We start from the raw sequence: 14,048 nt of genomic DNA, 5'->3' as shown, positions 1-14,048 counted from the left end.
TGCATGTGTATACCAATGACAAAGGATTCCCTCATGGCACGGACAACCCGCCCCCTCACCCACACTGAAGTACAAAAGGCCAAAGCGACAGACAAAGATCTGACGTTGCATGACGGCAACGGGTTATTTCTCTTAGTCAAAACCAGCGGGAAAAAGCTGTGGCGGTTCCGTTACCAGAAACCAACAACCGGCCAACGCACCATGATTGGGTTTGGCGCTTACCCGGCGTTGTCGTTAGCTGATGCCCGCGCAATGAGAGACGAGAAACTCTCTTTGTTAGCCAAAGGTATCGATCCACAGGAAAAAGTGGCTAAAGAAGTCGAAGAAGCGCAAATCGCGGTAGAAAGCGTCTTCATCAATGTGGCGCGTAACTGGTTCACGTTGAAACAGACGAATGTCAGCGCCGATCACGCTAAAGACATTTGGCGTTCACTGGAAAAAGATGTGCTCCCGGCAATTGAGAATATCCCGGTACAGGAAATCAAAGCCCGCACACTGATACAGGCGTTAGAGCCGATTAAAGCCCGTGGCGCACTAGAAACCGTCAGACGCTTGGTACAGCGTATCAATGAAATCATGGTTTATGCGGTAAACACGGGGCTGATTGACGCTAACCCAGCCTCTGGCATCGGTATGGCCTTTGAACGCCCGAAAAAGCAGCATATGCCGACTATCCGACCAGAAGAACTTCCTAAGCTGATGCGCACCATCGCCATGTCTAATCTGTCCATTCCGACCCGTTGCTTATTAGAATGGCAGCTATTGACGCTAATTCGCCCGGCGGAAGCCTCCGCCACAGCATGGGCAGAGATTGATATTGAGAAAAGAACGTGGAGCATTCCGGCGGAACGAATGAAAGCCAAGCGCGATCATATCGTGCCGCTCTCCGATCAGGCACTGGAACTGCTCGACATCATGCGCCCTATCAGCGGCAACCGCGAACACGTATTTCCCAGCCGTAACGATCCTAAAAAACCCATGAACAGCCAGACCGCGAATGCCGCGTTAAAACGCATCGGCTACGGTGGAAAACTGGTGGCGCATGGTTTACGCTCAATAGCCAGCACTGCCATGAATGAAGCCGGTTTTAATCCTGATGTGATTGAAGCGGCGTTAGCGCATTGCGATAAAAATGAAGTTCGGAGAGCTTATAATCGTTCGACTTATTTAATACAAAGAGTTGAGTTAATGAGTTGGTGGGGAGATAAAGTTAATATTCCTTTTGTTAACCTAAAGATTATACCTAACAAGGATTAATTATGTATGTTTGATTCCTTCGTAACTACAAAAATCAGGCCAGTCCGCAAAGTTTTCATTATTGACGAGAACGATATAAAAACCTTTTCCGATATTTTCAACCATCTAATGATTGAAATTGATGGCGTTATAAACTTAATTTTTCCCACTAATAATAAATTATTTTCACAAAACACCAAAGAGTTTGTAAATCGTTACGACCCAGACGTCATTCTTAATTATTCCATACTGAATGACTTAGATTTATCTGAACATTTTAACACCATCACATACAATTCAAAATCCTCTAATTATAATTTAAATAAATTCGGATCACCAATATTCACCTTCACAGGAACACCTTATCTGGCGTCTAAAGACCCTACGTTAATCCCAAAAAAAGTTTTTTCACACTCAAAACTTGAACCTACTCCAGAATCATTATTTTTGGCTTTGAATTATGGAGTACTAAACAAAAAAAACCTTGTTCAATTGAAAAGGATGCCATCAATTTTTCAAGAAGTTATCGTATCCTGTGTTGATGAATTGCCTGATATTTATAAAGTTCTTTTCGATAATGATATAAAATACCATAACCTAACTAATAGTATAGGTTCTGCATATAGTAGCTCTTCTAGTATTTTTGATATCAATTACAACCCTAAAAATTTCTTTCATGAAAAAGGAAAAAAATATGCATTTATTTCAAGAAAAGAAAATTTAGATTTCATATTATATTTTTGGAATATAAGATGCATTTATAATTCATCGCAACTTGCATGGATTCCTATAGATGTTTCAGAGAAAAATAGAAAAACGATCACTAAAGACGTAACAATAGTTATTTCAAATGAAGAAGATAGAAAACACATATCAAATATCTATCCTGATAATGAACACATTGTAGCAGATAAGTATTATTTCCATGGTGGCACTGAAAGGTGGATTAACTTTGAGCACGATCAATATATTACAACAAACTCTCAAGAAAAACTACTAACCCATCCGAATGAGAAAACGTTTTCTGATATTGGATTTGGAGGCGGCTATGTATTTGAAATAAGAGGTCCATCTGAATTTCTATACCCTAAAAAATATTTTCTCGGCCATCACTTTAGTGATAAATTAATTGATCAATCAGCATTTCCTGAATACTTCACACGCCTATCTAAATTGGGGCTTTCTGTATATTTTTCACATTTCACCCCCTATCAGACGTCGGGAGTCACACAGTCTTTTAAACTACCATTATTTAAAGAATTACTGAAACATCACTTTGCACATTTTGACTTAATTATTGAAGAAACACCTAAAACATATATACTCGAACAATTAATAAATATTATTGGTGGAATAGATAATGCGTATTTATTGTGCAATGAGAAAACATTTAATCTTCTTATATCTCTGACACCACATACCAGAACCAAACAATTAATAAAAAAAGCTCTACCAGAACTTGAAAAAATATCATCCGATGATGATTTAATAGCATATCTTGGAACATTAAAAGAAAGAGGTGAAATATCATTCACACCAACTGTAGTGACAATGGAAACTATAATTAGCAAACTACAGCTCAATAAGAATGAATTTGAAAAATTCTCACCAAACCTTCAGACACTTTGTGATAAAAAAATATTTCTACGCGGGAAAAATTTCAAATGTAACCACTGCTCTGCAATTCTTTGGTTTTCTCTGGAGTCATTTCAACGAGATAATTATTGTGTAGAGTGCGGAAATTCAGTGAAAATACCTGTATTCATTGAAGGGAAAATACAAAGCGATCATTACAAACTAAATCAATTAGTAAGCCGAGCAATTGATCAAGGCCAACTATCTACTGCACTCCTAATAAATCATATTCATAAGCAAAAATATAGTCATTTTAATTACGAATCAAATTATGAAATTTTTAAAAACGGTGAATTAATATCAGACATAGACCTTTTCATAAAAATAGGAAAAAAATTAGGATTATGTGAATGCAAATCAAATAGTTCATTTACTAAAAGACAGATAGATGAACTAATCAATACTGCACAAGTTATCGGCAGTGATTTCATAATTCTATCTTGCTTACTAACTTATTCAGACGAAAAGATAATTGAAATAAAAGAATATATAACTAAAAAAAACTTATCTATCCCAGTATTCATAATTACCAAAGATGAGCTATTTAACGATCACCCACAGAGGCTATATAGCTATTTTGAAGTAAATTATCGAACAGGAAAATTTTACGAAGGTCCAATTTTATTAGGCGCGGAAGATTAAAGCCCCTAGCGCGCAATGCTATCCCCGCCACGCCTGCCCGCTTTATGTAGCGCTTTTCATGCAGTTGCATGGAAGCGCTCAGGCCGCGCCAGTACTGGCGCTGTAGGGCAGATTCAGGGGGAAGTATTGCATGCAATTCCATGCACCGTATGCATGCACGGTCAAAAAATCGCTAGCCAGAGAAAAAAGCTCGCAAAAAAGCCCGCGCAATGGCGGGCGACATTCTGATATTGGAAATAATGAAATTATAATCTGGCTAATTAATTACGCAGGGATGAGGCCGGATAACCTTTATATTTTTTCTGCATGGCTGGTGATAACGGAATATCCGGCACTGGCAGATCTTTTCGGTTGGATGGCTGAATAATTTCCTCTATCGATTCCAGAGTCCGGAAAGTTGCTGAGCATTCAATATTCCGGCACTGGTGATAACGTTGTTTGACGTTCTCCGATAACGGGCGACTGGTGCGGGCATGGGCAGCGTGGCCGCAGAACGGGCAGTGCATCATGGCTTCGCCCCTTGTGTTTTGTTTTTCTGTGCCAACTCTTTGTTCATTACCATCTGACGCGCCGGACTTTTGTAGAGATCCATATCAACGCCGGTGAGTGCCGGACGGTGGAGGTTAAGCTGTGAGATAACCGGTTCCTGTTCCATATTGAAGGTGTAATAGTGGCTCTGGGTCAGCACATGCGCACCCAGTTCCTGAAACAGAGTGTTATGGGGGTGTTCCTCTCCTCTCATTTCCAGCTCACGCAGGCGCAGGGCGAAAGCCCGTACCATAGCAGGGCTAATATTTTTCATCGCTGCCGTCCATTCACTCTGAGCGTAGACGGAGAATGCCTCCAGATGGGAATTGACGTAAGCTTTTCCGGATGTGCAGGCGGCCAGCATGGCACGAGATTTTTCGGCCTCTAGTTCAGCAATCAGCGTGGTGAATTCTTCTGCCAGCTCACGACCGGCCACTCGCTTACCGTGTTCAGCTTTCAATTCTGGGGTCATCACACCGCGCAATTCACGGAAACGGGTACGCCAGTTATGATCTGCCTCAGCACTTTCCTCTAGGGCATTATGGCGTTCTTTCTCACTGTGGGTAATGGCTGCGCCGATATCGTTCAGTTTCAACATATTCTCCGTGTGGGCGGCTTTTGCTTGGCTGAATGACTCCAGCGCGTTGTTTGTGCTGACGGTGGCGTTATGGCTGGCCTTTTCATTCATGACGTTCAGAGCACTGTCGATGAGATTACGTGTTTTCTCATCCCGGGTGCTGCCAATGGTTTTCAGTACTGCGGTAAGCATGTCAGTTTTCATTATCGGGTTCTCTGTGTTTTCAACCTGAAGCTATTCTGCCGCTCACCACACAACCCCCGCTATCTGAGCCTGTTCTGCCATCGGCCACACAAAACAATCTCACCCTTAGGCGGTTTCCCCAATTTAAAACCAACTCTTTTATAAAACTATTCACTACTCTTCACCTGAGAAGAAAGAATAGATAAATCAATAAATAAAGGGGTGAACAGTTGATAAGTAACTCTTCACCGAGTGTTCACACTGTTCACCCGATTTTTTGAGCCTTTTTTCTGGCTAGCATGTTTTACGATGTTATTTCCTATAGATAGCGCAGTGATTAATAGCCATAAACACGTAGACTTTTCTCAAATGAGAAACAAAGGAAAACTAAGAGAAACAATGACAATCCGGTGGCAAAAAAAGCCTGTTTTTTGCTCACCAATGACACAACAGCCCCTTGTTGCCAGCCCTGAAAATATTCACATAATAGCGAGCTACCAGAGAAATCCAGCGCCATCCGGCCAGAGCCGGGCGGACATTAACGAGGTAGCGCCACATGTTGTCAGCCATCCCCCCAGCCCCCATTCCTGCAATGCCCCCGATGCCACATCATCCGGCCAGAGAGCGCTTAATGCGCCTGCCGGAAGTGCTGCACGTCACCGGCATTTCCCGCTCGACGCTGTACGAACTGAGCAGCCGTAAAGCCTTTCCTGCCCGTGTTCCGCTGGGTGGGAAGAACGTCGCATGGGTTGAGTCCGAAATTCATCACTGGGTGGCCGAGCGTATCGCCGCCCGCCAACAGGAGAACCACGCATGATCACCTTCACTATCGCCGGTCAGTCGGTCACACTCGATGAACGGGAAGCCCTCAGTCTGTGCGATCAACTGCTGCCCGCCATTCGTAACCCGGCCACTATTGCCGCCCGTGAACAGCGTTTCGGCGCATTGCTGCTGAGCATTGCACCAACGCCCGCCGCCTCTGATTCACCCCGGCGTTACTGTGCATCCCGTGCTGGTGATGCGCTGACCAACTGCTGAGGCTGTTCATGACTGCGCAATTTATCCCTTTCCCCGGCTTGCCTGCCGGGGCTTTTTGGCGTTATAGTTTCGTCGCTGCCGCAAAATCGGTAGCCGGGATTGGCGTCCCGGAAATAACAAAGGCGACACCACACGCGCCATGCGTGTTTTTTTATGTCGATGTCTTAGTACACCTATATGTTGTGCAGCGGATCCTTTCCCGCTTTAGCATCAGAACAATGGTGGCTCAGGCAGGGGCTTCTTCGGAAGCGCCGGTTTCCTTTGTTACCGGTTACGCCAACCCTGTCTGGGCTACCACCCTTGAAATTGGCGTTTCCGGTGGTAGCTGTAATCAGCTAACAAAGGAATATGTCTCATGGCTACGACCCTCACCCCGTCACACCCGCAATTTACCTTTCTGTTTCTGGCCGTGCGCCGCGCTGAATTACGCGCCTTACCGCACCGTGAAGCCGTTATCGCCCCGGATGAAATCAGCGCCCGCCGTTTATTGGCACGTGACTATGTACTGGCTTTTGCTGGCCGTCTGCCTGTTCAGGGGGTTAGCCATGTTTGATTCTACCCCGCTGACCCTTGATGAAATCGCCGACCAGTGCCGCGCCCTGACCCACGCCGTCATCGAGCTGGATAATCCTGTAGCCAAAGAGGTGCTGACGTTTGTACTGGCTGAACGGCTGGAACTGCTGGCCGTGACGCTGCAAAGCCCGGAAGCGCCTGAAACCGACAACGGGGTGAGCGCATGAATACCTTAGCTGCCCGTCTCAATAATCAGGATACCTATCCCATTCCCCACGCTGACTATCTGCGCCTGTCTCATGCGCACCGCGTTGGTGTGATGTTTCTCGATATGCTGGACGCTCAGCAATGCGGCATGACCGCCGCCAAGCCCAATACGTTACCGGCCGATGATATGGCCGCACTGGTGGCGCTGCTGACTGACCAGATAGGCCACGTCATGACCCACTGTGAAGCCCACCTTTTCACCACACGGGAGACAGCACAATGAATATCAATAATCAGTCCTGTATTCCGCTGGAAGTGCGTACAGCCGTCTACCGCCGCGCTGTGGCACAGGCTTATCTGGATAACTGCCGGGAAACCGGCATTGCCCTGAACTGCAACTTAAACGAACTGGAAATCGCCATTGCGCTGGAGCTGGAGGGCGCACACGTGCGTGAGCACGGCACCGCCACCGGGATGGAAATCGCCTGTGCCATGCTGGGCGATATGGTGCAACCCACGTTACTGACCGATAAACCCCGGTTAACCGCGCTGGGGCACATCATTAGGGGGGAGCTGTGCCAGTGCGCGACAGCGGCGACCCCAACCACCACACTGCATTAAGGGGCAACGCATGGCACACCTTACCGTGACACAGGCCGTGAAACGCGCCAGCGGCCACTGGCCGCAACTGCTCCCGGCTGTGGGTATTCGCATTGATGCCACCGGGCAGCATACCGCCTGCCCGATGTGCAAGGGCAAAGACCGTTTCCGCTTCGATAACAAAGCGGGGTGCGGCACATGGTTCTGTAACCAGTGCGGTGCAGGGGATGGCCTGAATCTGGTTGAGAAAGCCCTGAACCTGACGCCGACAGAAGCCGCCCTGAAAGTAGGCGCATGGCTGGGCGACCTGCCGGACAGCCCGACAGCGCCAACATCTGACGACGCAGACAGCGAGGCCGCCCGGCAACGGGCGGCGGTTCAGGCACAGGCAAAACTGAAAGAGGCGGTGATACAGTCCGGTAACACCTATCTGAGCGCCAAAGGCTGGCCGGACATGGCCGTGCCCACCCTACAGGGTAAACCGCTGCGCGTGGGCGGTATTGCCTATCAGCCCGGCGATGTACTGGTGCCGCTGACCACACCAGAGGGGGAGGTGGTGAATCTCCAGCTTATCAACGCGCAGGGCGACAAGCGCACACTAAAAGGCGGACAGGTGAAAGGTGCCTTTCACTGTTTCAGCGGCAAACAGGCAAGCGTTATCTGGCTGGCCGAGGGCTACGCTACCGGCTTAACGCTGCATCAGTTAACCGGCGATGCGGTGTATGTCGCGCTCAGCGCGAACAACCTGCCGTCCCTTGCCCGTGAGCTGAAAACCCGCCACCCGGCGGTCATGTTGCTGATAGCCGCTGACCGGGACGAGAACGGCACCGGCCAGACCAAAGCCGAACAAGCCGCCTCTGCTGTCAATGGCCGTGTCGCGCTGCCGCCGGTGTTTGGTGACTGGAATGATGTGTATCTTGCCGAGGGTGCCGATGCCACCCGGCAGCATCTGCATGCCTTTACCCTGCCGGAAAAAACAAGCCCGTTTGAGTCGCTGGGCGAAGCCGAATTCAAGGCCATGAGCGCCAGCGAGAAAGCGGAGAAGATACGCGAACACTACAGCGACACGCTGGCAATTGATGCGTTCGGGGAAACGTTCTTCCAGTATCAGAACGGCGCATGGAAAGTCCTTCCCCATCGTCTGTTAAGCCGGGATATCGCCGCGCTGTTTCAGAAGATACAGGCACCCTTTACCGCAGCGGGTATAGACAGTGTGATAAACACCCTGAAACTGATTGTTCCGATGCAGGCTGAACCCCAGCGCCGGTTAATCGGCTTTCGTAACGGCGTATTTGATACCGTCAGCGGTGAATTTAGACCTCATCGCCGGGAGCACTGGTTACATACCGTCAATGACGTGGATTACACCCCGTTTAAGGCCGGGGAAAACCTTGCCGACAACGCGCCGCACTTCTGGCGCTGGCTGACCCGTGCCGCCGGGAATCACGCGGATAAACAGGAGCGCATTCTGGCCGCGCTGTTTATGGTGCTGGCGAACTGCTACGACTGGCAACTGTTCCTTGAAGTCACCGGCCCCGGTGGCAGCGGCAAAAGTATTCTGGCGGAAATCGCCATCATGCTGGCCGGGGACGATAACGCCACGGCGGCGACCATCAACACCATTGAATCATCCCGTGAACGTTCGTCGATTATCGGCTTCTCGTTAATCGTACTGCCTGACCAAGAGAAATGGAGCGGTGACGGTGCTGGTATCAAGGCGATTACCGGCGGCGATGCGGTGATGGTTGACCCGAAATACCGTGATGCTTACTCAACCCGGATACCGGCGGTGATTCTGGCCGTCAATAACTCGCCGATGCGTTTTAGTGACCGCAGCGGCGGCGTGTCCCGTCGCCGGGTGATTATCCACTTCGGCGAAACCATCCCGGCCAGTGAACGCGATCCCAAGCTGAAAGAGAAAATCCGCGCTGAACTGGCGGTGATTGTGCGTCACCTGATGAAACGCTTTGAAGAGCCAAACGACGCCCGGACGCTGTTACAGGCACAGCAACACTCCGCTGAGGCACTGGAAATCAAACGGCAGGCTGACCCGCTGGTTGATTTTTGCGGCTACCTGCTGGCGCACGGCGACACCACCGGGCTGTATATGGGTAACGCCAACATCACGCCACGCAACCCGCGTAAATACCTGTATCACGCCTACCTGTCCTTTATGGAGTCGCACGGCCACCAGAAGCCGATCAGCCTGACGGCCTTTGGTAAGGTGCTGCCTAACATGATGTCGGAATACGGGCAGAGTTACCTCAAGGGCAGAACCAAGCAGGGCATACAGACCAATCTAGAGCTGAAAGACGAATCAGACGCTGACTGGCTGCCCAAATGTGAGTCAGCGAGGTAGACACCAGAAACGACAAAACCGGCTTCGGCCAGTTTTTTTACGTCCAGATACTTCAAAGGGTGACGAGTGACTCATCACCTGTTCACTGACTCATCACCCATTAATCTATTGATTAGTAAAAATAAAAATCTGTGGTGAAGAGGGTGAACAGTTTTGTGCAAAATCTTTTTATTGTGGCATCACGTTTATACCGTGATGTTGCTGCTTTTTTGATTAAGTGCTAAATTCAGTATCAAATGTCATACTTAAAAGGGGCTGATTATGTCCGTACAACCTATCCTTGCGAATGCTGCCGTAAGTATCAGCGACTTTAAAAAATCGCCCAATGCCGCGCTGAAAGAAGCTAACGGCGAGCCTGTAGCGGTGCTCACTAATGGCCGTATCTCTGGCTATTATGTTTCCCCTGAAACATGGGAAGCACTGGCCGATTATCAGGAAGATATCGAACTTGCCAAAATCGCCCGTTCCCGGATGAAGGGGAAACGTGTGAAGGTCGATCTGGATGAGTTATAAGCTGGAGTTTGAAGAGCACGCGCTGAAAGAATTTAAGAAGCTGGGTGCGCCCGTGCGGGAGCAGTTCACCAAAAAGTTGAAAGAGGTTTTACAAAATCCCCACGTTCCCGCCAACCGACTTCATGGAATGGCCGACTGCTACAAAATCAAACTTCGTTCCGCTGGCTATCGGCTAGTGTACCAAGTGATCAAGCATGAGATCGTGGTGCTGGTTTTAGCTGTGGGTAAACGGGAACGCTCAGAAGTTTATAAAACAGCGAAAGACCGACTATAAACGCGGATGTCTTAAACTCGCGGCTTCCTTGCTATGCAGCATACCTACCATCAAGGTGATAAGTAACTCGTCACCTGTTCACCGACTCATCACCCATTAATCTATTGATTATTAAAAATAAAAACCACTGGCGAAGAGGGTGAACAGTTTTGTGCAAAATCTTTTTATTTTGGCTACTGACGGTTACATGACGAACGGCGCTTTTCCGTCATCTCCTTCATCATGTAGCTCCGATTCGTCAATCAGATGGGTATTGCGTCCAACGCGGCGTAAATCCCTCACAGCGGTTTTCTTCGTCGCTTGCCGTAACGGAGAATTGCCAAAATAGGTATCCTGCAAAATCTGCTCTGGTGGCCGCTTGGTATGGGTAAATTCAATCACCCCAAAAGGCGTTTTATGTTCTTCGGAACGTCCGGTGGTCATCACCGTGATCCGGTCAATCGGGATTTGAGAAATCACGCCATATTCAGACAAGGCGGATTCGAGGCTAAGATAGTTATATTCACCACGGCGTAGCGCTAACACGATGCGTTCAAGCGTATAGGCATCTTTGCTTTTGGCATGGTTATAAACGTACACGCCGCGAATAGCACGGGTCAGGATGCCATCTTTTACCAAACGATTTAGCCCGGCATTAAACGCTCTTGGCGTATCCTCATGGAAAATCTTGGCTAAATCACGGGAGGTGAAGACATAACGCCCTTGCTTATCGAATGCGTTTAAACGCTCAATAGCAGTGATCCTGTTCATTTATAAGTCCACATGAAAACCATATAATTGCGTCATTCACGTATACTTGAATAAAAACCCTCGTCAAGTACACACGAATGACACCAATAAATGACATTCGTGTGTACTTACCAAAGAATAGTCATAGATTTAGGTGACAAAAAGGTGGGTTTCACAGGGTGAGAACGTTAGCAAAAAGCCCTATCACTTTTCAGTATTGGTATACGTTTAGGTATACCAACAAAGTCTGAGTTCACATTTAAAACATAAATATCATAACGTTACGTTGAATATTCAGATTCCCCCAGCGATTTTTTGTGTCCTTAGAATCTTTCCTACCATAGGCGAAACAAGTATCACAAACATTAAAACACGGACCTTGCGTGTAGGCTATCCAACCTATACAAGACAGAGGTAATCTGGAAACGGTGAGGCTTCCGATACTCGCAGGCAAGAGATCGATCTGGATGCGAGAGAATGGCGTATTCCAGCAAAATCCATGAAAATGAAGCGGGTACATGTCATCCCACTTTTAGATCAGGAATTAGCAATGCTGGAACTTAGCAACCTTTAAGCAACCATCGTGAATATGTTTCCCCAACCGTATGTAACCTTTACAGCCAATAAACGGTCAAACGGTCAAAGCCGTGTATGATGCTAACGGTAAACCAAACGGCTATCGCTGGCTTCTGGTGAATTACAGTGTGGCAGGGCTAAATAACTAGGTATCAGAATGGCGTTCATTACGTTGATTACTGGCGGTTCGCGCGGCATTGGCCGCGCAACCGCGTGCTATCTGGCAGGAAAAGGCCACAAGATTTGCATCGGCTACCGCACCCAGCAGGACAGTGCGAATAGTGTTCTCGAAGAGATACGCGCGAGTGGCGGGACGGCTATCGCCGTTCAGGTCGATATCGCCGACGAAGAGCAGGTTATCGAGCTTTTTAAGCGGACGGATAAAGAACTTGGCTGCCTCACAGGTCTGGTGAATAACGCCGCGATGCTTAAACCTCAAGCCACCATTGAACAGCTTGATGCCGTGCGGCTTAACGACATTTTTGCGACCAATACAGTGGGCAGTTTTCTCTGTGCTCGGGAAGCGGTCAAGCGTATGGCGTTCCGTCATGGCGGAAAAGGCGGGGCTATCGTCAACGTGTCATCCGCCGCCGCCCGGCTCGGATCACCGCATGAATATATTGATTATGCGGCATCAAAAGGCGCGCTTGATACGCTGACGATTGGCTTATCGCTGGAAGTCGCCGATCAGGGCATTCGAGTTAACGCCGTGCGTCCCGGTTTTATTTATACCGATATGCATGCTGACGGCGGCGAACCGGCAAGAGTCGATCGCATCAAGCATTCGCTACCCATGAAGCGAGGTGGCCACCCGATGGAGGTCGCGCAAGCGATAGGCTGGCTGTTATCGGATGAGGCGTCCTATGTCACAGGGAATTTTATCGACCTCGCGGGCGGGAAATAGACGCAACCTATGCAGGTTCCTCCCGCTTAGCCTGTCTCTTAATCACATTTATATGCAGGTTAAGAGAGGCTTTCGTGCGCCACACCACCGCCATTCACATGCGATACCATATACGCGCCCGACGTAGGGCGGCTCAGTCGCCGCCGCCCTACGAACCCAGGCTTCCGGCTAAATTATGCCGCTACGCGGTCCCAACGATGTGCTTGACCGCTAGTCGAGCCGCCAGTGACGCGTTCCCGACGCGGCACTGGCTTTCGCGACGTCCTGTCGCTCACTCGGCGGTCAAGCGCACCGCTGCATAATTTTCACGCCGGATAACGGCCAAACCATAAAAACTCGCAGCATTTGGATATAAGAGTTGCGATGACCTGTTACAAATAGACCCGCAGGTATTCCGCCAGACACAGGATCGCCATTGCCTGTCCGTACGGCATGGAGGTCAGGGCGATGTTGCGGTAGAAATCCAGATCGTTGCTCCATCGCGGTGCCGAATGACACCTGCGTCAGCTCACCGTCCTTATTGACGTGATTAATCACGCCACGAATCGCTTTCTCCGCCACCTCAGCGTAGCTCGGGTCGACGTAGCGTTTGCGTACCGCTTTCAGGATACCGTAGGCAAAACCAGCGGTTGCCGAGCTTTCAAGGTATGAATTCGGATCGTCGATTAGCGTATGCCACAGGCCGCTGTCATCCTGATATTTTGCCAATGCTTCAATCTGGCTTTCCAGCACCTGCAACAGGAAGCGACGCGTCGCGTTGTTTTCCGGCAGATCCAGCAGTTCGATAAATTCAGGAATAACGATCGTCAACCAGCTGTTACCACGCGCCCAACGTGCTTTCGCGTAGTTGTGCTGCCCTTCAAACGTCCAGCCGTGGAACCACAGGCCGCTTTCGCGATCCATCAGATATTGCACATGCAGCAGGAACTGATACGTGGCTTCTTCCACAAATTCCGGCCGGTTTAACAGCTTGCCGATTTTCGCCAGCGGCAGCACGCTCATCATCAGCGTGTCGTCCCATAGCTGCTGATGGTTTTCATTGTTATAAACAATATGCTGCAAGCCTTGCTTGTCCGTGCGCGGCATTTCGTACATCACCCACTCCGCCCAGCGCTCAAGATACGGCAGCCAGCGCGCATCACCCGTTTCTTCATAGCGATAAGCCAGCGTCAGGAACGGGCATACAGTGTTCACGTTCTTCGTCGGCGTACCTTCCGCCAGACGCTCGGTAAACCAGTCGTCGATGATGGCGCGCATCTGCTCGTCGCCCGTCTGCTGGTAATACTGATAAATCCCATACAGCCCGATGCCGTGCGTCCATTCCCATCCCGCCCAGCCTTTGGTATCAATCACCCGACCATCGTCCAGCCGTAACAAGAACTCACCGGTTTTATCCTCAATATTCACCAGATTGTCGGTGATACGGCAAATCAGCGCCTTCAGATCTTCGCGGGAGATGAAGCGTTCTGGCTGACGTAAAAGCGGGCTATGTTTTACACTGAATACGGTCATAGTCATTCATCCAATTGAGTTA

The 14,048-nt window shown here is 49.0% G+C and carries 15 protein-coding genes and 2 pseudogenes; 13 read left to right on the top strand and 4 right to left on the bottom strand.

Features of this window, described 5'->3' with window-relative positions; all coding sequences use genetic code 11:
- Positions 1 to 33: 33 nt before the first annotated feature.
- Positions 34 to 1,257, top strand: a complete 1,224-nt coding sequence (locus LOZ86_RS05055; RefSeq protein WP_039485086.1) for an integrase domain-containing protein — start codon at positions 34 to 36, stop codon at positions 1,255 to 1,257.
- A 6-nt stretch (positions 1,258 to 1,263) separates the two neighbouring features.
- On the top strand, positions 1,264 to 3,513 hold the full coding sequence (locus LOZ86_RS05050; RefSeq protein ID WP_111778634.1) for a hypothetical protein: 2,250 nt from the start codon (positions 1,264 to 1,266) through the stop codon (positions 3,511 to 3,513).
- Positions 3,514 to 3,773: 260 nt separating this feature from the next.
- Here LOZ86_RS05050 and LOZ86_RS05045 read toward each other — a convergent pair whose 3' ends face one another.
- Both LOZ86_RS05045 and LOZ86_RS05040 read right to left on the bottom strand, forming a co-directional pair.
- Complete coding sequence (locus LOZ86_RS05045) at positions 3,774 to 4,022, bottom strand: ogr/Delta-like zinc finger family protein (protein ID WP_039516605.1); 249 nt, start codon at positions 4,020 to 4,022, stop codon at positions 3,774 to 3,776.
- Positions 4,019 to 4,822 carry a hypothetical protein gene (locus LOZ86_RS05040; protein ID WP_039485093.1) on the bottom strand — a complete coding sequence of 268 codons (804 nt, stop codon included), beginning with the start codon at positions 4,820 to 4,822 and terminating at the stop codon, positions 4,019 to 4,021. The genes LOZ86_RS05045 and LOZ86_RS05040 overlap by 4 nt, the downstream gene beginning before the upstream one ends.
- Before the next feature lie 535 nt (positions 4,823 to 5,357).
- Between LOZ86_RS05040 and LOZ86_RS05035 the strand changes: the two genes are divergently transcribed.
- The 10 genes and pseudogenes from LOZ86_RS05035 (at position 5,358) to LOZ86_RS04990 (ending at position 10,305) form a co-directional block, all read left to right on the top strand.
- Positions 5,358 to 5,618: a helix-turn-helix transcriptional regulator gene (locus LOZ86_RS05035; RefSeq protein ID WP_039488126.1), complete on the top strand. Its 261-nt coding sequence runs from the start codon at positions 5,358 to 5,360 to the stop codon at positions 5,616 to 5,618.
- Positions 5,615 to 5,839 carry a hypothetical protein gene (locus LOZ86_RS05030; RefSeq protein ID WP_015841426.1) on the top strand — a complete coding sequence of 75 codons (225 nt, stop codon included), beginning with the start codon at positions 5,615 to 5,617 and terminating at the stop codon, positions 5,837 to 5,839. The genes LOZ86_RS05035 and LOZ86_RS05030 overlap by 4 nt, the downstream gene beginning before the upstream one ends.
- An 8-nt stretch (positions 5,840 to 5,847) precedes the next feature.
- A pseudogene (locus LOZ86_RS05025) lies at positions 5,848 to 6,150 on the top strand (ash family protein); the annotation flags it as partial.
- A gap of 44 nt (positions 6,151 to 6,194) precedes the next feature.
- On the top strand, positions 6,195 to 6,392 hold the full coding sequence (locus tag LOZ86_RS05020) for a host cell division inhibitor Icd-like protein (RefSeq protein WP_039488123.1): 198 nt from the start codon (positions 6,195 to 6,197) through the stop codon (positions 6,390 to 6,392).
- A complete protein-coding gene (locus LOZ86_RS05015; RefSeq protein WP_005973630.1) occupies positions 6,385 to 6,579 on the top strand; it encodes a hypothetical protein in 195 nt (64 codons plus the stop codon). The genes LOZ86_RS05020 and LOZ86_RS05015 overlap by 8 nt, the downstream gene beginning before the upstream one ends.
- Positions 6,576 to 6,842, top strand: coding sequence for a hypothetical protein (locus LOZ86_RS05010; RefSeq protein WP_161546823.1), 267 nt, complete (start codon positions 6,576 to 6,578; stop codon positions 6,840 to 6,842). Before LOZ86_RS05015 ends, LOZ86_RS05010 begins: the two co-directional genes overlap by 4 nt.
- Positions 6,839 to 7,180 carry a DUF5375 family protein gene (locus LOZ86_RS05005; protein WP_230242919.1) on the top strand — a complete coding sequence of 114 codons (342 nt, stop codon included), beginning with the start codon at positions 6,839 to 6,841 and terminating at the stop codon, positions 7,178 to 7,180. Before LOZ86_RS05010 ends, LOZ86_RS05005 begins: the two co-directional genes overlap by 4 nt.
- A 10-nt stretch (positions 7,181 to 7,190) precedes the next feature.
- The gene (locus tag LOZ86_RS05000) at positions 7,191 to 9,518 is read left to right on the top strand and encodes a phage/plasmid primase, P4 family (RefSeq protein ID WP_230242918.1); all 2,328 of its coding nucleotides are present in this window, start codon (positions 7,191 to 7,193) and stop codon (positions 9,516 to 9,518) included.
- A gap of 261 nt (positions 9,519 to 9,779) precedes the next feature.
- Complete coding sequence (locus tag LOZ86_RS04995; RefSeq protein ID WP_005973616.1) at positions 9,780 to 10,031, top strand: type II toxin-antitoxin system Phd/YefM family antitoxin; 252 nt, start codon at positions 9,780 to 9,782, stop codon at positions 10,029 to 10,031.
- Positions 10,021 to 10,305 (top strand): type II toxin-antitoxin system RelE family toxin, encoded by a 285-nt coding sequence (locus LOZ86_RS04990; RefSeq protein WP_039486183.1) that lies wholly within the window; start codon positions 10,021 to 10,023, stop codon positions 10,303 to 10,305. The genes LOZ86_RS04995 and LOZ86_RS04990 overlap by 11 nt, the downstream gene beginning before the upstream one ends.
- A gap of 183 nt (positions 10,306 to 10,488) precedes the next feature.
- Here the strand turns inward: LOZ86_RS04990 and abiEi are convergent, their stop codons facing one another.
- Positions 10,489 to 11,055 (bottom strand): type IV toxin-antitoxin system AbiEi family antitoxin, encoded by a 567-nt coding sequence (gene abiEi, locus LOZ86_RS04985; protein ID WP_039513221.1) that lies wholly within the window; start codon positions 11,053 to 11,055, stop codon positions 10,489 to 10,491.
- 712 nt (positions 11,056 to 11,767) lie between these two features.
- On the opposite strand from abiEi, the gene LOZ86_RS04980 reads away from it, so the two are divergent.
- Complete coding sequence (locus LOZ86_RS04980; RefSeq protein ID WP_039486185.1) at positions 11,768 to 12,514, top strand: SDR family oxidoreductase; 747 nt, start codon at positions 11,768 to 11,770, stop codon at positions 12,512 to 12,514.
- A 371-nt stretch (positions 12,515 to 12,885) separates the two neighbouring features.
- Here LOZ86_RS04980 and bglB read toward each other — a convergent pair.
- Positions 12,886 to 14,026, bottom strand: a pseudogene (gene bglB, locus LOZ86_RS04975) (beta-galactosidase BglB).
- Between the last annotated feature and the right edge of the window lie 22 nt (positions 14,027 to 14,048).

It is taken from the genome of Pectobacterium parvum, from assembly GCF_020971565.1.
Lineage (GTDB): Bacteria > Pseudomonadota > Gammaproteobacteria > Enterobacterales > Enterobacteriaceae > Pectobacterium > Pectobacterium polare.
Note: the sequence above shows the minus strand (reverse complement) of the source record. Positions and strands in the feature narration are given on the sequence as shown.